At 35.3% G+C, this 20,757-nt stretch carries 30 protein-coding genes, 1 pseudogene and 1 other annotated feature; of the genes and pseudogenes, 14 read left to right on the forward strand and 17 right to left on the reverse strand.

Annotated features, from left to right (window positions below; all coding sequences use genetic code 11):
* Window positions 1–36: 36 nt before the first annotated feature.
* From F981_RS07060 to F981_RS07075, 4 genes are all read right to left on the reverse strand, one after another.
* A complete protein-coding gene (locus tag F981_RS07060) occupies window positions 37–465 on the reverse strand; it encodes a hypothetical protein (protein WP_004719991.1) in 429 nt (142 codons plus the stop codon).
* The gene (locus F981_RS07065) at window positions 462–1,820 is read right to left on the reverse strand and encodes a phosphatase PAP2/dual specificity phosphatase family protein (RefSeq protein ID WP_035372462.1); all 1,359 of its coding nucleotides are present in this window, start codon (window positions 1,818–1,820) and stop codon (window positions 462–464) included. Before F981_RS07065 ends, F981_RS07060 begins: the two co-directional genes overlap by 4 nt.
* A 543-nt stretch (window positions 1,821–2,363) precedes the next feature.
* Window positions 2,364–4,112 (reverse strand): bifunctional alpha/beta hydrolase/class I SAM-dependent methyltransferase, encoded by a 1,749-nt coding sequence (locus F981_RS07070; RefSeq protein WP_004719995.1) that lies wholly within the window; start codon window positions 4,110–4,112, stop codon window positions 2,364–2,366.
* Window positions 4,113–4,140: 28 nt separating this feature from the next.
* On the reverse strand, window positions 4,141–4,776 hold the full coding sequence (locus F981_RS07075) for a CDP-alcohol phosphatidyltransferase family protein (RefSeq protein WP_004719997.1): 636 nt from the start codon (window positions 4,774–4,776) through the stop codon (window positions 4,141–4,143).
* A 158-nt stretch (window positions 4,777–4,934) separates the two neighbouring features.
* Here F981_RS07075 and ybaK point away from each other — a divergent pair, with 158 nt between their 5' ends.
* On the forward strand, window positions 4,935–5,402 hold the full coding sequence (gene ybaK / locus F981_RS07080; RefSeq protein WP_004719999.1) for a Cys-tRNA(Pro) deacylase: 468 nt from the start codon (window positions 4,935–4,937) through the stop codon (window positions 5,400–5,402).
* Between the two features lie 89 nt (window positions 5,403–5,491).
* Here ybaK and F981_RS07085 read toward each other — a convergent pair whose 3' ends face one another.
* The 8 genes from F981_RS07085 to F981_RS07120 form a co-directional block, all read right to left on the reverse strand.
* Window positions 5,492–5,752 carry a hypothetical protein gene (locus tag F981_RS07085; protein WP_004720001.1) on the reverse strand — a complete coding sequence of 87 codons (261 nt, stop codon included), beginning with the start codon at window positions 5,750–5,752 and terminating at the stop codon, window positions 5,492–5,494.
* A gap of 9 nt (window positions 5,753–5,761) precedes the next feature.
* Window positions 5,762–6,025: a hypothetical protein gene (locus tag F981_RS07090; RefSeq protein ID WP_004720003.1), complete on the reverse strand. Its 264-nt coding sequence runs from the start codon at window positions 6,023–6,025 to the stop codon at window positions 5,762–5,764.
* Complete coding sequence (locus F981_RS07095) at window positions 6,025–6,624, reverse strand: HNH endonuclease signature motif containing protein (RefSeq protein WP_004720004.1); 600 nt, start codon at window positions 6,622–6,624, stop codon at window positions 6,025–6,027. The genes F981_RS07090 and F981_RS07095 overlap by 1 nt, the downstream gene beginning before the upstream one ends.
* A 3-nt stretch (window positions 6,625–6,627) precedes the next feature.
* Window positions 6,628–6,867 (reverse strand): hypothetical protein, encoded by a 240-nt coding sequence (locus F981_RS07100; RefSeq protein WP_004720005.1) that lies wholly within the window; start codon window positions 6,865–6,867, stop codon window positions 6,628–6,630.
* Between the two features lie 134 nt (window positions 6,868–7,001).
* Window positions 7,002–8,228, reverse strand: a complete 1,227-nt coding sequence (locus F981_RS07105) for a hypothetical protein (RefSeq protein ID WP_004720006.1) — start codon at window positions 8,226–8,228, stop codon at window positions 7,002–7,004.
* Window positions 8,225–9,295, reverse strand: a complete 1,071-nt coding sequence (locus F981_RS07110; RefSeq protein WP_004720007.1) for an ATP-binding protein — start codon at window positions 9,293–9,295, stop codon at window positions 8,225–8,227. The genes F981_RS07105 and F981_RS07110 overlap by 4 nt, the downstream gene beginning before the upstream one ends.
* 2 nt (window positions 9,296–9,297) lie before the next feature.
* Window positions 9,298–9,600, reverse strand: coding sequence for a hypothetical protein (locus F981_RS07115; protein ID WP_004720009.1), 303 nt, complete (start codon window positions 9,598–9,600; stop codon window positions 9,298–9,300).
* Window positions 9,600–10,067, reverse strand: coding sequence for a hypothetical protein (locus F981_RS07120; RefSeq protein ID WP_004720011.1), 468 nt, complete (start codon window positions 10,065–10,067; stop codon window positions 9,600–9,602). The genes F981_RS07115 and F981_RS07120 overlap by 1 nt, the downstream gene beginning before the upstream one ends.
* Window positions 10,068–10,376: 309 nt before the next feature.
* On the opposite strand from F981_RS07120, the gene F981_RS07125 reads away from it, so the two are divergent.
* A complete protein-coding gene (locus F981_RS07125; protein ID WP_004720012.1) occupies window positions 10,377–11,192 on the forward strand; it encodes a hypothetical protein in 816 nt (271 codons plus the stop codon).
* Window positions 11,193–11,252: 60 nt separating this feature from the next.
* On the opposite strand, the gene F981_RS07130 is transcribed toward F981_RS07125, so the two are convergent.
* The gene (locus F981_RS07130; RefSeq protein WP_004720013.1) at window positions 11,253–11,975 is read right to left on the reverse strand and encodes a S24 family peptidase; all 723 of its coding nucleotides are present in this window, start codon (window positions 11,973–11,975) and stop codon (window positions 11,253–11,255) included.
* Between the two features lie 102 nt (window positions 11,976–12,077).
* On the opposite strand from F981_RS07130, the gene F981_RS07135 reads away from it, so the two are divergent.
* From F981_RS07135 to F981_RS07165, 7 genes are all read left to right on the forward strand, one after another.
* Window positions 12,078–12,275, forward strand: coding sequence for a helix-turn-helix domain-containing protein (locus F981_RS07135; RefSeq protein WP_004720014.1), 198 nt, complete (start codon window positions 12,078–12,080; stop codon window positions 12,273–12,275).
* Between the two features lie 58 nt (window positions 12,276–12,333).
* Window positions 12,334–12,831: a phage regulatory CII family protein gene (locus tag F981_RS07140; RefSeq protein ID WP_004720015.1), complete on the forward strand. Its 498-nt coding sequence runs from the start codon at window positions 12,334–12,336 to the stop codon at window positions 12,829–12,831.
* 165 nt (window positions 12,832–12,996) lie between these two features.
* Window positions 12,997–13,242 carry a hypothetical protein gene (locus F981_RS07145; protein ID WP_039910576.1) on the forward strand — a complete coding sequence of 82 codons (246 nt, stop codon included), beginning with the start codon at window positions 12,997–12,999 and terminating at the stop codon, window positions 13,240–13,242.
* Complete coding sequence (locus F981_RS07150; protein WP_004720017.1) at window positions 13,239–13,535, forward strand: hypothetical protein; 297 nt, start codon at window positions 13,239–13,241, stop codon at window positions 13,533–13,535. The genes F981_RS07145 and F981_RS07150 overlap by 4 nt, the downstream gene beginning before the upstream one ends.
* Window positions 13,532–14,452, forward strand: coding sequence for a helix-turn-helix domain-containing protein (locus tag F981_RS07155; protein WP_004720018.1), 921 nt, complete (start codon window positions 13,532–13,534; stop codon window positions 14,450–14,452). The genes F981_RS07150 and F981_RS07155 overlap by 4 nt, the downstream gene beginning before the upstream one ends.
* The gene (locus tag F981_RS07160; protein WP_004720019.1) at window positions 14,453–14,866 is read left to right on the forward strand and encodes a PDDEXK family nuclease; all 414 of its coding nucleotides are present in this window, start codon (window positions 14,453–14,455) and stop codon (window positions 14,864–14,866) included. It begins immediately after the preceding gene.
* 2 nt (window positions 14,867–14,868) lie between these two features.
* Entirely contained in the window at window positions 14,869–15,399 is a 531-nt protein-coding gene (locus F981_RS07165; RefSeq protein WP_004720020.1) for a hypothetical protein, read from the forward strand.
* On the opposite strand, the gene F981_RS07170 is transcribed toward F981_RS07165, so the two are convergent.
* The 4 genes and pseudogenes from F981_RS07170 to xseB all read right to left on the reverse strand — a co-directional run.
* On the reverse strand, window positions 15,396–16,082 hold the full coding sequence (locus F981_RS07170; protein ID WP_004720021.1) for a hypothetical protein: 687 nt from the start codon (window positions 16,080–16,082) through the stop codon (window positions 15,396–15,398). The two genes, F981_RS07165 and F981_RS07170, sit on opposite strands and share 4 nt — an antisense overlap.
* 38 nt (window positions 16,083–16,120) lie before the next feature.
* The gene (locus F981_RS07175) at window positions 16,121–16,960 is read right to left on the reverse strand and encodes an HNH endonuclease (protein ID WP_004720024.1); all 840 of its coding nucleotides are present in this window, start codon (window positions 16,958–16,960) and stop codon (window positions 16,121–16,123) included.
* Between the two features lies 1 nt (window position 16,961).
* Entirely contained in the window at window positions 16,962–17,363 is a 402-nt protein-coding gene (locus tag F981_RS07180) for a (deoxy)nucleoside triphosphate pyrophosphohydrolase (protein WP_004720025.1), read from the reverse strand.
* A 59-nt stretch (window positions 17,364–17,422) separates the two neighbouring features.
* Window positions 17,423–17,545 (reverse strand): annotated as a pseudogene (gene xseB, locus F981_RS24175) (exodeoxyribonuclease VII small subunit); the annotation flags it as partial.
* A gap of 311 nt (window positions 17,546–17,856) precedes the next feature.
* Here xseB and F981_RS07185 point away from each other — a divergent pair.
* From F981_RS07185 to F981_RS07205, 5 genes are all read left to right on the forward strand, one after another.
* Window positions 17,857–18,198: a hypothetical protein gene (locus F981_RS07185; RefSeq protein ID WP_004720027.1), complete on the forward strand. Its 342-nt coding sequence runs from the start codon at window positions 17,857–17,859 to the stop codon at window positions 18,196–18,198.
* Window positions 18,199–18,293: 95 nt separating this feature from the next.
* Window positions 18,294–18,530, forward strand: coding sequence for a hypothetical protein (locus F981_RS07190; RefSeq protein WP_004720029.1), 237 nt, complete (start codon window positions 18,294–18,296; stop codon window positions 18,528–18,530).
* Window positions 18,531–18,632: 102 nt separating this feature from the next.
* A complete protein-coding gene (locus F981_RS23875) occupies window positions 18,633–18,803 on the forward strand; it encodes a YlxR family protein (RefSeq protein ID WP_004720038.1) in 171 nt (56 codons plus the stop codon).
* 140 nt (window positions 18,804–18,943) lie between these two features.
* On the forward strand, window positions 18,944–19,177 hold the full coding sequence (locus F981_RS07195; protein ID WP_004720039.1) for a hypothetical protein: 234 nt from the start codon (window positions 18,944–18,946) through the stop codon (window positions 19,175–19,177).
* Between the two features lie 287 nt (window positions 19,178–19,464).
* A protein-coding gene (locus tag F981_RS07205; protein WP_085944122.1) for an IS3 family transposase occupies window positions 19,465–20,684 on the forward strand; the annotation gives its coding sequence in 2 pieces (ribosomal slippage) (window positions 19,465–19,741 and window positions 19,741–20,684; 1,221 coding nt in all).
* Window positions 19,740–19,856, forward strand: a sequence feature (AL1L pseudoknot). Its footprint overlaps the gene before it by 117 nt.
* Window positions 20,685–20,757 lie beyond the last annotated feature (73 nt).

Below are 20,757 nucleotides of genomic sequence, written 5' to 3' on the forward strand. Positions count from 1 at the left end.
TCAGTTCAAACTGTATCAGTTGAGGTTAAAATCGCTTTAAATAATTCTAGAAATCAAAATCATTAAAACCAGATATTGTATCAATAATAAAGCAATTTGAAGTTTTAAAAGTTTAAAACATCCTGCAAAACGCTGTGACCAATCACGTCCTGCTTTGGATGCAGGCATCAATTTCATACTCATTAGAGTTTGATCAAATTGTAGGGTTAAGTTTTCAATAGATTCAGTTTGGGATTCACGTGCAATCATTTTAATGAGTTGAGCATCAAACTTAACTCGAAATGAGAGATAGTGATGAAGCCCAGATAATAACAATGTAATGACAATGAACGTCCAGAACTCAATGGATTGCCAGCCTTTGAACAGGATGGCAAAAATAGATAAGGCAAAAGCCAAATAACCTGAAAGCAATATAGCTGTGGTTGCTGATAACAGTTGCGCAACCACATAAAAATTCATTTTCATGGCACTAAACCTTTCAGTTTTAGATGGTAAATTTCTAATTCTTCCAGTTGGGCTTGTTTTAATACCACCCAAGGGCGAGCTTTACGAATAATGCTTACCATTTCATCAATATTGGCATCTTGGTTTTGTTGAATCAGCCAAGCAGTGAGTACAGCGCTACTTCTTGAATAACCTAAGGCACAAAAAATCAGAATATTTTGGGTAGAGCTATGTTCAAGCTTCGACATCAAATCATTTAATCGTGCTACGGCAAACTCAAGCTGATTGGCTTGTAATGGAATCAAATCTAGACTGAGATATTGCTGATATGCCATTGCATGATTTAGGGGTAACTCAGCAACACAATCAAATATTGCATTGTATTGGTGGTGATCTTGTTGTACTGGAATTCTTCCAATATAGATTTTTTTAAGTTCATGTTGAATGATAAAAGAATCTTCGGGATGCTTTTTGGTCCAAATACGACTATTAAGCCAAGCAAAGATTAAATAAGGCGCAAGCAGTATTTGCGCAGCAACAGTCATTTTACCATTTTCTTGTTTTTGAAAAAAATGTGGACGCACAAAACTATAGCTATGTGCAACGATAAATAGGCTCACAGCAGGGTAAATTAGCCACAATCCCCAAGGTCTAAACTCGTAGGCTAAGATAAAGAAAATCACTGAGCCACAAAGGTAATAACTACCAAGCTTTAAATGTTTTGCTGTTAACAGTTGCAGTCCATCTTTTCTAAATGGGGATTTTACTGAAATTGGAAATAACCATAAGCATAAAGCGCCAACCAGTATTCCAGTGGGAAGGTCAATAAAATGATGCTGCCATGTCGTGAGTACAGAAATTCCAATCAGCACACACCAAAAATCGACCACATATTTCCATGCCCCAGATACATGGCGACGATAGAAATCCCAAAGAATCATCAGCAAAACAATATGTAATGAGGGCGCTTGATTAAAGGGCTTATCAAAGCCCATGAGGACATCAAACCATAGACCGAAAAAACCATCTAAAGGTGGACGTTCAAAACTAAACTTTAAAGGGAACAGTAAGAAGCAACTAATCGAAATGACTTGCGCTAAAAATAGCCTAAGCGCTTGTTGTTTAAGCTCAAATTTGTTCCAACAAAGTAATAAGGAGAGGCCATAAAACAGGTCAATTGACCAATACGGCACAATCGTCCAAGCCCAAAGTGGAATATGCTTTTCCCAAGCAAAGACAATACTTGGAACATCACTAAGACCTGATGCATATTGATTTGCAAAGCCATAAGTGAGGAAAAAGAAAGGCGCAAGAAAAACTAAGCAAAGTACGCCCCATTTCCAAGTCCCAGTTTCTTTGATTAGATTATTGCTCATAAAATTTTTATTAAGTTGATAAGGTTGGAGATTTTTAGAATAATCAGAAACAATCTCTGTATCCGTAATGTGTGATTCAGAATCAGATAGAGTATTCATTTCAGTTATCGAATGATTTGGTTTTAAAAGTCTTTCCTTAGGTAGATGAACCTCTTGAGAAAGAATATCTTTAATTTCCAAAGCTAATTCTACGGTATCTACTTGAATCCAAATCGTAGAAAATGCAAAATCATTTCCTATTGTTATTTTTTCATCACCAATTAAATATGTAAGTTCAATAAAATCTTCATATGGTTCGAAAGGCGGTTCTGAAATGACCTCAATAGGATAAATTTTTTCTAATACATTTAAAATATGTGTTACACACTCACGCCATTCATAATTATCACCATCAAAATCTACATCATAATTCAGACGGAATTGGTTTTTAGGCCAAAGTGGAAATCTACGCATATCTTCAAGTGTGTACATATTCTTTAATCCATTTCTAAGTTAAGTGCGCATCCTTGCACATTTGATTGATCCTAACTTGATTACATGGTGTCAAAGTTTCTGTGCGACTGAGACGGTAAATATTCCAAACTCATCAATACATTGGTCGACCTTTTTAAAGCCAGCAGCTTCAACAAGTGCGTCCATTTCCGCTTGTGAGCGTAAACGCATTACCCAAGCATCACCTTCACGATGTGAGGTTAATGCACGCGCAATAAACTCTTGCTGTGGGTGCCAAATTTGACCGGTATAAATCAAGTAACCATCTTTAAGAATTGCTTTACTTAAACCTTCAAGTGATTGACGTAGCAAATCATTGTCTGCAAATAACTCATATAAACCCGAAACCACGGCAAGTGATGGTTTTGGTTTAACAGAGGCCAAAGACAGTGTATCAAATGCATCCGCTTGAACAAATTCAGCAATGTCATTCAGTCCACGTGCTGCAATCATTTGCTGACCAGCTTGTACATTGATATCGCTATAATCACGCAATAAAATCGAATCTGGTCGTTTTGGTAATTGAACCACAGCATCTAAAATATAACGTCCATGACCAGATGCAATATCCATGATTCTCAATGGTTTGCGTTTTTTAATTAGAATATCTGCATATTTCTGAACCAAATGTTCAATGTTTTGTTTACGAACACGGATCCCACGCCAACCAATCGCATTTAAATACTGGCGGTCAATGATTTTGCCAATAGGATTGCTACTTTCAGATTGGTTACGATAGACAAAATCTAAAGTACTTCCAGAGTCATAGCCTGTGTCTTCACCAATTTTTAAGCCTTTAGATAAATGGCTACCAATTTTTAGATTCTTTTTGGTGATTTCCCAAAATGCATTTTTAATTGATTTAGCGGGTAATGGCGAACTGAGATCTTCTGCTATAGCGCAACTTGGACCAATTTTGTCCGCATTTAAAACGTCTGGAGCTTGATATTCAACCGCAAAACATTGCTGGATAAATCGGCGTATTTTCTCTGTTGCTATATGGCGATCTTTTTCACCTAAAGTATCGTGAAAGAAGCCATCTAAAATATGTAATTCTTTTTTAGGATGCGGAAGCTTTTGGTAAAACTCACGTTGCGGTTTTTGAAAAACCACAAAATCTGAACCTGAGCATAACACTTGAGTTGGTACAAAGATGTTTTGTGAATCGGCAACAATTCGCTTAGAGGCATCATAGAGCCCAAGCAACATTCTCACCGAAATGGCTTTAGCAATTTTAGGATCGGTATCATAGCTTTGGGCACGTTCTTCATCATGGGTCAGCATTTTGGCTTTAACATAACTTTGGATGAAAAAATTACCGCGAATTTTTTCCATGACTCTTAAACTAGGTTCGGCAAATGGCACATAAAGCTTAATATCAAAAGCAGGGGAAGCGAGGCACAAGGCGCGAATTTTAGGCGCATAATCATGTACCCATGTTGCGGCTAATACAGCACCCACACTTTGTGCAACCACAGCAATATTCTTGACGTCGATACCATAGTTTTCTTCAATATGTTGGACAAAATATTGAATATCTTTTACACATGCTGAGAAGCTAGGTGCATCACCACGTTCACCAGGGGAATCGCCGTGACCGCGGGCATCCCATGCAAAGAAATCAAAATCACTTAAATTGAGTTCCTTGACCAAATGCGCCATACGTCCTGAATGTTCATGTCCACGATGAAACAGAAGAATGGCTTTTTTTGTTTCGTTCGGTGAGTTGGTTGCCCAATGTTGATAAAACAATTCTGTTCCATCATGACTCTTAAAGGTGTGATGACTGTTGTTATACATACGAATTTACCCTAAATATGAAACTGTTTTATAAAGCTGTTTTTAAGCTATTTTTAATTCGGTTATAGATGGTTAAACTAAGCAGTAGACCAATTAAAATGAGTATGCCATTACAGATTAAGCCGAGAAGTTGTAAATTTGTAGTGAATAATGGCAAGGCGACAATCACGACTGTGATTAAACTAAACCAAAATGCACGGTCACTTTTTCCCATTGGACCGTCATAACGACGTTCTTGCCCAATCAGTGGCGCCATTACACCAGTGTATTCACTTAGAATTGCAAGGAAAGCAATCAATAACAGTAATTTTGCATTGATAAAGCCAAAAGCAATCAAGCATAGATAGAGTGCTGTGTCCGAAATAACATCACACAACTCATTGTAAAACGCACCTAAGTTGGATTGTTGTTTAAATTCACGAGCAAGCATTCCATCGATGGCGTTGAAAGCCATTCGTAGCAACATCCACAAGGGAAAGAGCAATAACCACCCATTTACAGCATGATTCAGATAATACTGGTATAGAAAAAAGCTTAAACCGAGCGATATAAACATCGCTAACAAGGTGACTTGATTTGCTGTGATTCCGATATTAAAAAGCTTTTGAACAAAAGGGCGCAGTAAGTTTTGAAATGCTGGTTTTAATTGATAGATTGATGGCATTGTTCTAGTAATATAAGGTATATGACAGGATTTTAATCAAGTTTTCCATGATTTTACAAGTATTAATTTTCATCATTTAAATTTGTATTGTTATTTTAAAATTTATATAAATAGTCCTATAATTCAAATGTCTTCTTAATTTTGATCTTGTTTATTCTATGACACCTGCTTGCAAAGTTTTAAAATCAAATAAAATTGAATTTTCAATTCATGAATATGAACATGATGTAAATGCAAAAAGTTTTGGCTTAGAGGCTGCTGAAAAATTAGGTTTAAATGTCGAAGAAGTGTTTAAAACGTTGATGGTGACAGATGATAAAAACTATTTTGTTGCGATACTTCCTGTAAATCATCAATTAAATTTAAAGAAAGTGGCGAGTGCCTTTGCTTGTAAAAAACTACATATGGCTAATCCTAAAGATGCAGAGCGTTTAACTGGATATTTAGTCGGTGGAATCAGTCCTGTAGGTCAAAAAAAGCGTTTAAAAACGGTGATTTGTGAAAGTGCTCAGCAGTTAAGTAAAATGTATGTTAGTGGTGGGAAAAGGGGCTTGGATATTGGGGTTAATCCACAAGATTTAGCTAAGGTTTTGGGTGCGAATTTTGCTGATATTATTGATGAATAACCCATCCTTTTATTGATGAATTTTAATTAAAAATAATAATGTTACTCACTATGTTACTCACAAAAAGATTTGCTCAAAAATAAAGCCACTTAAGTGGCTTTATTTTTTGAATCTATATCTAATATTACAGACTGGACATATGAACTGAACCAATAACTCTTCCGACCATCCTTAAATGGCTTCGTGTAGCGTCCTTCTCTAATTCTGGCGTCTAGAGTTTCGGGTTCTATATTCAGCAAGTGAGCAAATTCGGCTCGGCCAATTCTACGTTCTTCTTTTTGGCTAACAAGTTTCTCAACAAGATTCGTTAAATGTTTGAGAGATTCAGAATCAATATTTAATACACCCATTTCATCACCTCAACAAGCTTTCTTTCTAGAGCATTTAATATCATTAGCCATAGAAAGAGTAGACTTTATAATTAACCTTTCAGCTTGATTAACATCATCAAGACTGTTCATATAACTAGCGATCGCATTACCAGCTATGCAAAATCCAAATTCAATTGCCATTCGTGGATCTGTCTTTTTTAGATGCTCAAACATAGGTCCAATCATTTGCTGGAACAGTTGTTTTGCAACTTCTGCAGGTGTTCCTTCAAGTTTTAAACTTGCTATATCCATTACTTCACCTGCTTATGTAGTTGATGTTTCATATTTTTGATCTTAGCCATTAATAGGCAGGATTCATTGCTATCTGGTGTAGCCAATTCATAATAGCTTTGACTATATCTAACCATTTCGGCCTTGCTCATTAGAATCAAATTTTCAATTCGACAATCTGTTTTATCCTGGTTCTTAAAGGCCACCACATAGCCTTCAGGAATAAGGCCTTTTTCCTTTTCCCAAACTATTCGATGTTTTAATTCAAACACGCTTGGCTCAGATGTTTTAACCAGAACATAACCATCTTTAGAGCAAATTCTTTCATAGCCGATGGGCTTAGCATTCCAAGTTGGCCGACCTTTTTTAAAACTGGTTTTGTTAGCTTTAGTAAGGCCTTTTGTACCAGTATTCCAAGGCTTTAAACCTTTCTCGAAACAACCGGTTCTGCCTGTGCTCCATTTTTTTCTCGTACATAGGGATTTTATTTGATCAACAGTAAAAGATGTACCGAATAGAGTATTAGTCTTTTCAGTTAACTCTTTTCGCCCCAAGATGCAATTTGATTTAATAAAATCCAATTGAGCTGGGGTATATTTAATAGCAGTACCTTTTGACATAAATCACCCAATCAGGTTTTGAGGAACTTCAATTGGATCGATATTTTTCAATCCCTTATGTTCAGCAACAAGCTTGGCAGCACTTAAGCGCATATTATTATTCTCAATAACCTGTTTACTAATTTTTTCAACTGCACCGGCTTTTTGGATTTCCGCTTGAAGGTCATCGCCTTTAAGATCTGGATTACTTAAACGATCAAGTTGTGCAAATAAAATAGAATTTAAATCTATAGGTGTATTCATTTTTTTATCTCCAGACTGCTTCTTTAAATTTAGCGTCAGCAATTAAACTGTCTATTTCCGAAAATGAAACATTGTTGAATATGTGGGTCATTCGGTTGCCAAATACGGTTAAGTTTCTAGTGACCGAAGAATATTTAAATTTCATTTTCCAGCACCTTTGAACCAGAATTCTCAAGCTCAAATCGACGTTTACGAACCAGTCCCATTAATTTTGGTTGAATATCCAGATGTCGGCCTGCAACATCAATTTCCAAAATATCCAAAGCTGTTAAATCAGATGCATTTTGGATCTGAACTGCTAAAGAAGGTGGCTGTTCAGGAGGTGTAGCAGTCGCATCCAATTCACTCAATCGTTTATTAATTGCATCCATCAATGGCTTACGCTGTTCTTCAGTCCAATTGACCGTATATTTATACAAGGCATTAGCTTCAGCAGGCGATTTTGATTTTTGAGCACATTCTATTAGTTCTGTTAACAGATTTTCATATTGATTATTCTGGATATTCTTTAATGCAGTCGCTTGAAACTCAGCAAGTTTAGAACATTTTGCAAGATTAATTTCTGAGAGTTGTTCTTCGCTAAAACCTTGATCACTCAAATCATGTAGTGTGGTTTTAATTTCTTCCTCTGAAACACATGCATTAATGCCATCTATATAAATTTGATGATCAATGTAACTTGGTTTTGGTGCATATTGCTCAGGATCAAGCTCTATCAACTTATTCTCAGTCAATTTGCATAGATGTTGAGTATGTTCACGCTCAAGATGACCATTGGCAAAAAACACCGGGCGTAATGAAAGTACAGCTTCTGTTGTAGTACAGTTTGCAATTTTCGCTGTAAATTTATCAATTATTAAGGCAGGATCTGTTTCAATTTCTGGGGTATCTTCAGTTATAAAAGCTTCTTTAGTTTTACGTGGAGTCCGAGTTTTTTTAGGCTTTTCACTGAAACCGTCTTTAATTTCAATTTCAGTAATCATATTGCCAAATGTTTTACCAAATGCCTGAAGCTGCAGCTGTGCATTTTCAGCATCTAATTGAGCAAACCCATTTGCCACACTCAAACATATATCACCATGTTCTGAATCGTATTTAGTACGCAAGATACATGTTGGCATCACAATAAAGATTTCTTGGCCATTCTCCAGATCGTGTGGTTCTACTGGCTTAGTAAATTGAATATCTGCCAAAGTTAAAGATTCACGTTTGATACAGAACTCATAACCAGGTAAAGCAAAAATCGTAGCAGGGAATTGATTTAAGTCATCAAAGTCCATCAATTCGCCAACAGCGCGGCACATAATATTTTTACCAGCCATGAGTGCTGAAAATGCTTCATTACTATTTAAAATATTCATGCGCTCCAACCCTCCATATCTGACTTTGCTTGGCATGCATTTAGAATTTGAGTTTCGTATTTAGAGCCACGGAAATACTTAGCAGGCTTATCTAAATTATTAGTAGATTTGGCATGCTCAATATCTTTGAGTGCAATTTGATAATCATTTTCTAAACGTGCATCATTTTCAGCTTGAAGCTGTTGTTCATTGGCTTGATGGGCTTGTTTATTTCTCTGAATAATTGATTGAATACCACTGCAGGTTTCGTCAAACTTTTGCTGCAAAACATCATGCAAGCTATTTAGTCCACGTTTAGCACAATATTTCTCTATGTCGATTCCAGCTTGTTGCATAAGAGCTTCAAGTTCAAAGAATTGATTACCATTTATGCAAGCATCAGCAGAACCCGAAATCAACCATTGCTTTAATGCAACGCCATCACTTTCAGTCAACTGACGTGGATCAAGAAATAAGCGAGTACGATCTTTTGTGGCAATAGCGAGATTGTCATGCGTTAGATCCAACACTGTAGTAAATTCATACTCAATGCCATCACGCTGTTCAGCTTTCATTCCAACTTTTTCTACTTTTTTCTTGCCGTTATTTTCTACCTGAATTGTTTCCATTTTAGAGCGCAAAGTGACAATTATATTAATGCTTGATTGGAGCATTGCATCTATAAACTTACGGTGACGTGGGGTAACTTGGCTCCAAGCACCCCAACTATTTCCCTTGAATGTAGTGCCGGCTAATTTATCAACTATTTCTAGACACCCACCCACACCAGACCATTCATGAGTAATACTGTCGATAATTAAAGTATCGAATCCAGCATTTTCAGCAGCCTTAATAACCTCAATAAATTTTTCTGGTGAATAGGGTGGTTGAATATTTGCATGTTCAAATAAAACTATATCGTCATATAGCTCAGCACTACTATTCTCTGTATCTGCAACAGCAATACGGCCACCAATACCTTTAGCTAAAAGTAGTGCGCCAAAAGTTTTACCTGCTCCAGTAGGTCCGGCAATTGCTAAGCGTAATTTTGCATTTTTGCGTTGAGCTTTCTTAAAAAATACAGTCATGATTATGCTCCAGTCCATCCCATACGTTTTTTATACGCACGACGTTCGTAAGAGGGGATATTTGAATTTTGAAGCCCAATAGCCAATGCTTTGCGCTTCTGAAACTTGCGCTCACGTTCAAAATTAAGGCTAATCCAAGGCTTCTCTAAATGTTCTGCGAAATCGATAAGGTACAAATAGCCTGATTTACTAACCCGGTAAATTTCGCCATTTTTCTGTAAATATTCAGATGAATAAATACGCATGCGAAATTCGCCGTTTTCATCGCTTATAAATTCTGATTTCTTGGGTGTAGATTTATTCATTAGACAGCCTCCACCAAACGGTTACGCTCGATATAACCGATAATTATCTGATTGATATTTCGGTGATCGTTGTAATCTGTGAAGTCGTTATATTCCTTGCCGTTAATGTCATGAATCTCATCAATTGCTAAGTTGGTGATATCAACTGCAGTGAATTCAGAACCTGGTACGCCGTAGTTATCTGCATGAGATTCAAAATCAAAGCTAACTTTAAGAAAGAAGCTATCAAGTTTTACTACAGCCATGCCAGATGAATCAGAAGTGACCTTTAAAGCTTGGATGCTATATGAAGAAGTGGATGTGTTAGGAACTAAAACTGCGGGTTTGTATTCAGTAGCTTTTTGGTCGTATGCAAGACCTATAATTCCAACAGTGAATAAACCACTGATTGCAGCTGCTTTAATAAAGCTGGATGGCTGTACACGATGTGTAACAGCAGGGTTGATAGAATTTGGATTTGTGTTCATAATTCACCTGTTGTATGGAAAAGCGCATTAGATTTCGAGGTCGGTGCGCTTTTTTTGTTATCTGGTGAATTTAGTTTAGTAAACTAAACAAATATGGTCAATAGTTTTGTTTAGATAAATGAACAATTTTGCTGTTAAGTTTAGATTTCTATTTTATACAACCCAATAAATCGCATAAAGCAGGGGATAGATAGGTTATACGAGTTATATTTCATCAATTTTATTCATAATTTTTTTTTAGTACTGATACATAAGTTATTGCAGCTGATACAATTACAGAAGAAATAAACACATAATAATTTTTAACTTATGAAAACGAATGTTATTTTTGCCTGGCCAGTTCTTACTACGATCTTTACAGCTTTTTTGTATTGGAGTGGTTTTTGGTATTACTTGGGATATACTGAATTCTATAACTACAAAATAGAAGTTTTTGATTTACCTGTTGCTAGTATGTTGATTGCTGGTCTAACAAAAAATGTTAATCATGTCCTCATATTATTGACAATTTTGATATTTATTTCATTTGCTTACAGTGTAAATAAAGAACAATGGAAGTACGTAAGCCTGTCTGCATTTTCAATTTTAATTAGTTTATTTGCTTTTATTTATTATTTGATAAAACCCTTACTTAAACTTTTACCTAGTGTGAATGTTGCAACTTTTGTAAATAGGTACACTCCTAATTGGTTGATTGAATTCAAACGTAGCTTGAGAAAACCTGCAAGATCATTAATTTTATCTGGTCATAGAACAAAAAGATTCTTGAAAAGGAACGAATTAACAGAACCAGATATTAGACGTAAATCTTTTGTAACTTCGACTCCAGCTTATAGTTTTTCTTTTTCTGTTTATTTCCATTATTTTGGAATGTTATTTCTTGTTGTATGCTTATTCTTTTTATTCAAATCTGCTTCTAATTCGGGTGAGTCTGCAATGAAAGAAGCAGAAAAGGATTTTAGTAACTTTAATAAAATGGCTAAAGTTCAAATAAAAGGCTTACCTGTTGATGAACTAAGAAATACAGGTATATGTTTTAAAGGCTTATGCTTAATTACTGATAAATATAAAAATGCTCAACTTTATGAAATGAAAGAAGTGAAAATAATCAATAAGATTGATTAAGGGGCCTTTTATAAAATCAAACTCTTTAAGGATATATGAATATTTTTAAAATTCATATTTTTAAGGTTTAACTAAAGCTAACTCCAATCGGCCAATAAAGTTAATTTCGTTAAGTTGTTCGTTTGTGATGAATTCATCTGGATACCTATTTTTGTCAGGATTATCACTAGTAAATTTTACTGTTTTTGAACCTGCGTAGCTTATAAAAACTCGCTTCATACGCAATTCATGATTATGAGTGAAGACATATACACTTCCATTTTTCAGGGTATCAGGATTCTTATCAGAAACGTCAACAAATAGTGGGCTATCAGGTGCAATAGTAGGGTACATACTATATTCAGCGGAATATATAATTCTTAAGTTACCTGGATTAGTCTGAATACCCATTAGTTTAAGTATTTGTGGATCTATATCTAAGTACTCACTTGGATCTTCTAAAAAGTTTTGAATACCCGAGCCACAAGATGCTTTTACATCTTTATGTATTGGTATGCGCACGTTTGATAGGTGTTCTTTAGCTTCAGCACTTCTGAATTCAACAGGAGCGAAACGTATATCACTGGAATTTTTATTTTCTATAGACGTACCATTGAGCAACCATTCAGAAGTTGTGTTCAAAGCTTGTGCTAATTGAATCAATCTCTTACCAGTTGGATTATTTACCCCACTGATCCAGTTTGTAACAGTCCCTTTACTTGCCCCAGTAGCTGCAACTAGGTCTTTATGTTGTAAACCTAATTCTCTCATGCGTAAAGAAATTCGATCAGATGTGGTTAGCATAATTGATAAACCTTATATTTGTTTAAAATACTAAACAAAAAAATTGACATGTTCCTAAACTTATAGTTCAATTAACTAAACTATTTGTTTTGGAAACTAAACATGACTGTTGATGATCTTAAAAATCATTTTCAAGCTAAAAATGACGCTGATCTTGCACGAATCCTAAAAAAAGACAGATCGGTAATAAGTTATTGGCGAAAAAAAATCCCTTTAAAAACTCAAGCTGTTTTTGAAATTCAAACTAATGGGAAATTAACCGCCGATCGTCAATCTTTGTACGACACTAGCTCTTTATAAGAAGAGTTTCCCAATTAAATACTCAAAAAAAAACGTGAAAAAATCAAAGGATTCACATATGGAAATTAATTTAAGCCGAGAAGCCCAAAACGCAATTTGGCAAATGATAAGTAATACACCAGGATTTACGCCTAAAGATATTGCGCAGGTACTTGGAGATTCACATAACACAATTTGTAATTACGCAAATATCAATATGCCGAACCATTTACCAAGTATTAAAAAGTTAGAAGCAATTCTCTATTACACCCAAAATCCAGCCTTATTAAAAATTTGGGCTCATGAACTTGGTTTTGCATTAGTTCCAGTGACTTGTGACCGCAGCAAACATCATGAGTTGTCGATCTTTGAAGCAATGATGCAGCACAACATTAAGTCAGGAAAGACTAACAAAGCTGTTTATGAAGCGTATGAAGATGGTGTGGTAACACCCCAAGAATATGAAGAGATTCATCAATTGACATTGCATCTGATTGAATTGGCGACTGCTGTAGATCAAGCAGCTTTAAAACAAATGAAGAAGTACACATCAGGTACTGAAATAGAAAAAGCCTGAGGATGGGACTCAGGCTTCAAATATTCACACATATCAGGAATGAATATGAAATCGAGTTTAGCACAAATTTTATTCATTTTAAAGAAGAAGCCTGACGTATCAGATCAGGCTTCCCGTAATTCACCGCGTACCCAATACACCCTAAACGACTTTTCGGAGTATCGAATGGACATCAATCTAGCACAAGAAAAAGAGCCAGGCAAATACATAAATGGCGATGTGGTTGTGTATATGAATCACATCAAAATAAAAGACTTACAAACGGTAGAAGCGTATCAACCGAACAATCATTACTGGTTAGAAAGCGGTAAGTTGGTAAAGGAAGCTGATATACGTACAGCCACTTTGCCAGAGCTATTTCATAAACGCCGTTCAGATGAAATCGAGCAATCTATTGCGGAGGTTTCATGAATAGCCATTTTCAAATTAAACCTGAGCATAAGCAGACTCAGGAAATCCAATCATTTTATGAACCAACTTTGCTTTTGTTGGACCATATTCATGACATCAAAAAAGGCAATCTAAGAATGCGTGGTTACAACGAAGAGAATGCAGCTGTAACCAAAGAAGAATTGGCCCAAAAGATGGCTTATCGATTCAAGATCACGATTTGGTTATCACATCAGGTTATTACGAGCTTGATCAAAGCTGAACAGGTCATTTCATTTGGTGGGTACGTAAAGCCTAAGGTCGGTGAATTATGAGCCTTGACGCAACTGTATGGGCTTGGAAAACAACTGTAGATGGTGCTAGTCAAAAGCTAGTACTTCTATCACTTGCTGATCGAGCTGGAGATGACCATAAGTGCTTCCCAAGTTTAAAACGGTTAGAGAAAGACACCACTTTAAATCGAAAAACGATTATCAAAGTTTTAGACGAACTTGAGCTTAAAAAGTTGATTAAATTTACAGGTGAAATTAAAGGGAATGGCGTAAAAGTCTATCAATTAATTGGTGTATTTGGTCGTGAAGATAGTTCAGATACCAATACCAAAAAGGGGACTAGTACCAAAAATGACACTGGTGTTGATTTAGGCACTGGTTCCAAAAACGGTACTAGTACCAATAATGGAACTGGAACCAGTACCTATATTGGTACCGAGACCAGTACCAATTTTGGGACACAGAACCTCCCAAGGAATCTCCCAATAGAATCTAAAAATAAAAAAGACTGGCTTTGCTTTAAAAAACTTCGTTCTGAATTAGATCAAGCTGATCCCACGGTAGTACCAAAATCGATTATCGAAGCAAGTTGGTTTGAGCGTGAGAAAAAAGCATTCGAGCTTTTCAATGCTGGAAATAATCTTTGTGATGATCTCTTGATTTACCACTTTGCTGACACTCTTTTGAAAAACCGTCACAAATACGACAAAGCGCAAAATGGCAAATCAAGCGGTGAATCTGATTTAGTATTTTTCTCATCACCTCAACAGATTTACGTGTTTGCCAACAAACTCGCTCAACTGTCAGACGTCATCGATGAATTCAGTATGCCTGGTGAATCCTTTGAAAAACTAGCAAGCCGCATTGCCGCAAAACTCTCTGATCCGAATGAACTCCAAAACTGGAAATCACATCTGCAGGCAGTTGGATTTAAACCTAAGAGTAGAGGTGCTGCGTAAGTGGAAAGTATCTCAATCGCTGAATACCAAAAACTTTGCGGTGGTAGATCCAAAAAGAAATCTAACTCGAAGCGCAGTACTCGAGTTAAAACTCATCAAAGTGAAAGTATCGGTGAATCAACGTTGGCCAACCAGTTACGAGTTTTAAAAATTAGCTTTGAACAGGAATATAAGTTCCATCCTAAACGTAAGTGGCGTGCTGATTTTCACATTGTGGGCAAGATGATATTGGTTGAGGTTGAAGGTGGTGTTTGGAGCGGTGGACGTCATACAAGGGGTAAGGGTTATATCGGTGATATGGAGAAATACAACGCTGCAGTGGTAATGGGATACCAGGTAATACGCTTTACTACAGAGCAAGTGAAATCAGGTTTAGCAGTTCAACAAATTGAGATGATGGTAGGGGATTTATAAAGATGGGTACTGTAGTTGCAACACAACATATTTTACAAGCAGTTGATTGGTCCCGTTTTGACTTGGAAGGCTGGTTATATCAGTTTGGTGCTTGGTTATATACCAATACAGCTCCTACAGGCAAAAGTGTAAATCCGATCGCTGTGGCAATGGATAATGCTGTTAAGGCAAAGAAGTATAAGAAGTTAAATGCAGAGCAAAAATTAAAAATTATTGCTGGTTACATGTTAGATAAGTTTGAAGAGCCAAAACCTAGAAAAACACGTATTACTTGCGAAATTGATGACAATGAAGCAAGAGCCGTACAACGTTTAATTTTAGACCTACAAGGTCTGTCAGAAATATTGGATGATTGGATGAATGCAGTGATTAGTCGTTATTTTTATAGTTGTTCATGGTCAGAAATGGTGACAAATGAACGCACGCAAAATGATGCACGTTCAGATGTGAAATGTGGTTTAGCAGCTTTGCATTGTAAGTATGGGTTTATTAATTATGCTGTCAATAAATCCATAAAAGCACATGAAGCCTAATTAAAGGCTTCTTTTTCTACTAAATCACTTAGATATAAAGGCCTTGTATAATTTTCAGGGAGATAGGTAATTATTTGCTTACTATCCAAATCGATTCCATAACACTTATAATTACCACATAAGATTGGAGTTGTTCTGACAATTTTATTATTTACAGATACATAGCCTTCCTTGTATTCACAACTAGTATTTGCTTGGATCCTCTTATATTCAGTAATTAATTCTTTTTTACCTTTAGCATAAAAATTTAGAATTATAAGAATCGTGAACAAGAAAATGCAGAAGTAAATTAAGCAAACACCCAGAAAACTATTCAGAAATTTAATAATACTAAATTTCCATTGTGGGAGGTTAAACTTAAATTGGTAATATAAGGCATCAATTCTATGACTTTCATTTGTACGTTCAGAGGGATGTACAGCGAGCATGTGTAAACCAAAAGCAATGAATGTAAAAATTACTATATAAAGAACAATCCATGCAGTTTCATTAAATGTTTCTAAGGCTAGTATTGATGTTTTTAAATATCCCATCAGCGAAACTTCACTGTAATTCAAACCTAATGTTGCAATCTGAACTCTCAATGGTTCACAAATTCCTGAATAATAGGCAAATTGGCAAGCAAAGATCAAAGCAGGTAAGTAGATTAAAAAGAAAGAAATTCTTTTAAAAAGATTTTCCATAATATTCTCTGATTAGTAATGTTATTAGACTGAATTAATTATTCGATAATTTTTTCATTAAGGTTCAAATTAGCAAGTATTAATTTTTTCTTATCTTGATAAGAATTCACAATGTGCATTTTCTTATGGCAATTAGGACATAAAGCAACTGTGTTCTCTATCGTATCAGTGCCGCCGTGTGCTAACCATTCAATATGATGAGTCTCTAGGTAGGGCTCTCCATTTGCATCTTTGAAAGGAGCGGACTCTTCACATAACTGGCAAATACCATTGGCCAAACGTTTTGCTAGCTGAGCAATAGAATCAGAACGGATGAAATATTTTGTCTGCGTATTACGATAGCTGACTTCAATCTGTGCTGAAGCTTTGGCATCTGCAATAAGTTGTTCAGTCTTTTTTCTCTTATATTTACGTTGTTTCTTCTGACTAGCTTTAACGATAGTTTCTGTACTAATAGCCGAATGAGGGTTAGATAGTTTAAGAGGGAAAATCCATACGGAACGATTTTCCTTATTAGCATCTTGTTGATTTCTTTGATATGGCTCACTTATAAGGGTAACAGGGCCTTGGTAGATATATTCTTTATCCGTAAATACTTCGAATAGATGAACAGAAATACTATTAGTATGAGACTCTGCAAGTGTTTTATTCTGGCTTTTAAGCTCCTGGTCTCCCAGTTGACCCATACCAGTGTAATGAAGCTCATCACCAATCCACCTATCTTCATAGATTGATTCAACGTGATTTGAAATGATCACTAAAGTTTTTGTCTTAAGAGACCTGCGCATTCCGCCTTGGGGCGAACAACCGAAATATTCACAAAGTCCTGCATTGTCTAAAACAGTACCAGGCAGTAAATCTTTATAATTTTTTAACATCTCAAATTTGATTCTCAAGTAAGTAATTAACTATTGGCTTATCAGCTGCGGCCCAATCTAATGATAAAAGTTCAGATGAATTTAACCATTCTACTTTTTTATGCTCTTGTATTATAAGATTATTGATAGAATAAGTTTCACAAAGAAAAGTAATTAATTCAATTTTAAAGTTCGGGTATTCATGAGATACCGTTATTAGATGTTTCTTCACACGGATTAGTAAATTAAGTTCTTCAAAAACCTCTCGGATTATAGCTTGTTCTGATGTTTCATTAAGCTCAACTTTTCCTCCAGGAAATTCATATTTATTCGATAAATAATCATACTTATGATCTCCTTTAAGAGCACATAATATTTTCTTTTCATGAAGTATAACTGCGGCAACAACTTCAACAATTTTCATGTCTGTTCTTTAAAAGTCTCATTCAATGCCTGTTGAACTGCTTATACAAGCAATTTTCATGCGTTGTAAACTGACATAGACTCCTCAACAATTTTCATTAAATTATCGATATCAGGTTCTTCTTGATATTCTGATAATTCTACATTTTTCTAAAAGACTTCATAGCCATTTTTAAAAGATATTTCTTTTTAGTCATAACTTTGTACCTTTTTCACATTTTCGTAAATGATACCATCCTGAATTTAAATTCGGGCAAAGTAATTTGAAACCTGTATGATTGAACAATTGGATTGATTTGTGATTGAAATTTAATTTTAATTAGTTAAGTGCGCTTCTTTTTATGATGGATTCACAGGTATGCTATATTGACCCTGTACAAGGAATATGGCATATTTCAGGTATAGTGGACGAAGTTATGGTAATCCACACAGTTTAATAGTTTTGTATACCCACTGATTCCATCAAGTGGGTATTTTTTTGGGATATACAGCTAATGAAATGGATTTTATCGTTACCTCTTATCATAATATCTACGACAAGTTTTGCTTATCAGATAACAGATTATTCAGGGAAGTGTTTTACACTAAATGAGAAAAAAACTTATTCCTGCTCAATTCAAAAAGGAGTAAGTGCTGGTGGAAAGTTTGTATACATAGAATTTGATCAAAATGAATATTTAATCGAGCAATCAACAACATGTGGTGGTAAATGTAAACCTTATTTAGGTACAACTCCAGAAAATGTATTGTTTGCTAAAAACTATAAAAAAGATCAATGGAATTGTTACAAGCAAGAGCAAGGCAATATGAATATTTGTTATAGGATAACTAAATAAATTAATTATAGAAGCTCATCGAAAGGTGGGTTTTTTATTTAAAACAATTCTGTAAGGTTTAGGTGCTAAGATACCATTGAAGAATAGGAAAACACATGAACATTTGTATTGGTGGTCCTTGGCATGGAAGTAAGTTGCTGGGGAATGTAAGTCATGAGAAGTTTTTCAAAATTAAAGGTTCTACATCAAATTCAATTACAACCTATTTAAAAAAAATAGTTAAGTTTAAGAACGAAGAGTATGTATTTTGGGTCTCTGATGAGTTATTAGATATGCAAGCTGATGAAATAATTAGAGGTTATTTAGTTAAAAAATTTCATACAAGCATCTGAAATTCTAGAAGATATAAAACGGGCTAATTTATTTTAATAACAAATTTATAGTGGAACATGATCACAAAACATTCTAATTTTGTACTTTAAAAGGAGTTGATTATGAAAAATATCTTAATCGTAGTTATGATGTTTAGTGGCTTAAGTCTTACGGCTTGCGCTGTACATACTCCTGAAGGAAGCATCGTTGTAGATCCTGATGGGCGTTACAATGGTGGGCATGGAAATGGTAAATTCTGTCCTCCTGGTCAAGCGAAGAAAAACAATTGCTAGAACATTCAAATATATTATAAAAATAAAAGATGCTTTAGGGCGTCTTTTATAAATTTTAATACATGCATAAGTTAAAATGTATTAATTTGCTCAAATTAATGCTTAAATGAGTTTAGTATCACAATTTAAGGATGCTAAGTATGCAATATAAAAATAAACTATTTATTGTTGATAATGATGGCAATGAACATGATATTTCTAAATTTGAAATAGGGAGTAATGGCGAAATATTAGTGAAAGATCCAGGTGTAATTATTGAAAAAGGCTTTAAGATAATTACAAAAAAGAAGGGGGTTTGTTCTCAAATATTTTTAGTCAATCAAGTGACTAAAATTTATAATGAATTAATCGTAATTAATGTTAAAGAGTTTTAGTTAAAAATATTAAATCAATAAATTTATATTGCATTACAAAAATAATGAGCGTATATTTTTTGCATACACATAGTAAAACAAATTCAATTTCCAAACCCATATTTCTAATCATATGGGTTTTTTTTATTTAGCAAAATATATTAATTTAGTAGCTTTTGGAAAAAACATCTAAATTAAAAATAAGCTCTATTGAATTTTAAAAATAATTTTTACATAAGAAAAAAACCTAATGAATTTTGAACCGTACCGGGTTTGTCGGAGAGTCAATATTCTGAGAGACTATCCCGATGACAAAATTAAAATATACCCCTGAAATCAGAGAAAGAGCGGTTCAATTATTGATTGAATCTGAAAAAGATTATCCATCGAATTGGGCTGCGATCACAGCTATTGCTCCTAAAATCGGTTGTACTCCTGAAACACTACGTGTTTGGTATCAAAAATATTTAGATAAACAAAATCCAGTTAAAGTACAGCAGCTTTCAGACCAAGAACGTATCAAACAACTCGAACGCGAAAATAAAGAACTGCAACGCGCCAATGAGATTCTACGTAAAGCAGCCGCTTTTTTCGCCCAGGCGGAGCTCGACCGCCCACACAAATAATGGTGGATTTTATCCATAATAATAAAGAGCTGTACGGAGTCGAGGCGATTTGTAGAATTTTACCGATCGCACCTTCAACCTATTACCGGACTCTAGATCTCTGCGAAAATCCAGAACATCGAGCAAAGCGAGATTTACATGACTTGCATCATGCTGAGGAGATTAAACGAATTTGGAAGGAAAGTTCAGGTCGGTATGGTGTACGTAAAGTCTGGCAACAACTGAAACGTGAAGGCTATATTATTGCACGCTGTACTGTTGCTCGATTAATGAAAAAGCTAGGTATACAAGGTGTTTGGCGAGGTAAGAACAAACAAACCACCCGTAGCCGAGATGACCAAAAACGAGCAGATGATTTAGTGAAACGTAATTTTACTGCTGATCATCCTGACCAACTGTGGGTCAGTGACTTTACGTATATTCAAACAAATTCAGGCTGGGTCTATACCGCCTTTATTATTGATGTGTTCTCACGAGCAATTGTTGGCTGGAAAGTATCTACACGAATGAATACAGATATGGTGCTCGATGCATTAGAGCAAGCATTGCATGATCGAGGCATGCCAAAGAATGTGATTCATCATTCCGATAGAGGTGTGCAATATCTTTCCATTCGTTATACCAATCGTTTAGAAGCAGCAAATTTACGAGCATCAGTCGGTACGACCGGTGATTCATACGATAATGCTTTGGCTGAAACGGTGAATGGCTTATACAAAACAGAGGTGATTGAATATCTAAAAGCAGGTTGGCAAGGTTTAGCGGATGTACAACTTGCGACACTAAATTGGGTAGATTGGTTCAATAAAAAGCGTGTACACAGTGCACTGGGTTATGTATCGCCTTTTGAGTTTGAAGCAATGTACTATGATAAGATTAACCCGTTAGGTCAGGTGGCCTAACTTAAATAAAAAAGTCTCCGACAAACCCGGTACGGTTCATTTCATATATTGTACAAATTTTAAGAACTTTAAT

Source organism: Acinetobacter guillouiae CIP 63.46 (genome assembly GCF_000368145.1).
Lineage (GTDB): Bacteria > Pseudomonadota > Gammaproteobacteria > Pseudomonadales > Moraxellaceae > Acinetobacter > Acinetobacter guillouiae.